Genomic DNA, 1,117 nt, shown 5'->3' with positions numbered 1-1,117 from the left:
ACTGCTTATCAATCTATTCAACAAGCTCTCTCTACTGATGGCTCCCTTTTTTCCCCTAGTTGAGCAATTACAAATTTTTATCTCTCCACCAAACAAGTCGGGGGCTTATATTCGTTTTTAGGTAGGGTTAAAGGCAATGAAGGGAAAATCCTCATAGCTATCACTAATCAGCCCTAAAGTATCTAAATAAACCCTAAACAGCCCGGCCATCCTTCCGCTTTAATTTTTAACCCTCCTGCTTCAAAATCGCGGGTATTGAGATAGGTTCGCTGAAGTACCAACAGCACTGTCAGCCCCAAAAAAAGCTGCCACAGCCAAAATCGCAAAGCCTAACCGATAACCCAATTGCTTTGCGCGTGCGATCTGCTATCATCAATAACGACGCTGGAGATCGCTATTTGATACCGTGCAGTTGATCGTCGGACTATATCGATGGCGAAATGTTAGCTATCTAAATCCTTTCTTCTTCACCTTCACAGGTTATACACCCAAAGAAATTTTGGGCAATAAGTGGTTTGACACCTTCTTACCTTGCGAGCATTAACAATCAATTAAAACTGTCAATATCACCTGCCAGCAGTGATAGTGAATCCCCTCGCTCCAGTTATGCTTCCTGTTGAAACTGCCAATCTGTTGGGCTGGGATTTAGACTCTCAGATCAAATCAAGGAATAGGGAACAGGAAAACCATTTTATGTAGGAATGGATCTCAAAAGCTGCATCTGAATAGTGTAGAATTATAACAAACCAGATGGGACATTACAAGGTGCGTATTGTGGGATAAAAATTCTCTGCGCTCTTACTTTTATTACGGAATGTTTAAACTTGTATCTTTTCCTTAACCATTTTATATTCTTTACCAAATCTTTATTTTTTTCTCTATGGTCTTGTTATGGTTGCTTCAAGCGAGCTTACAGCACGTTGCAAAAGAGTGAAATACCCTTGAGTTTTAGTTAAAAAAGAGGTCTTTATGACACACTACCCCTGCTGCTCGAATCAAATGCTGCATCACGTTAGCAAGCATCAAATCTACTGGTCTTGTCCCCAATGTTGGCAAACAATACCTATTTACAATTTGAACAGATGTGGCTCATCGATCTCTATAAATCTAGTTAAAG

1 pseudogene is annotated in these 1,117 nt (G+C 40.1%); it reads left to right on the top strand.

Annotation, left to right across the window (positions count from 1 at the left end):
• Positions 1-394 precede the first annotated feature (394 nt).
• A pseudogene (locus QUA38_RS29585) lies at positions 395-544 on the top strand (PAS domain-containing protein); the annotation flags it as partial.
• Positions 545-1,117: the final 573 nt, after the last annotated feature.

Origin of the sequence: Microcoleus sp. Pol12B4, assembly GCF_036701385.1 — a bacterium.
Classification (GTDB): domain Bacteria; phylum Cyanobacteriota; class Cyanobacteriia; order Cyanobacteriales; family Microcoleaceae; genus Microcoleus.
Note: the sequence above shows the minus strand (reverse complement) of the source record. Positions and strands in the feature narration are given on the sequence as shown.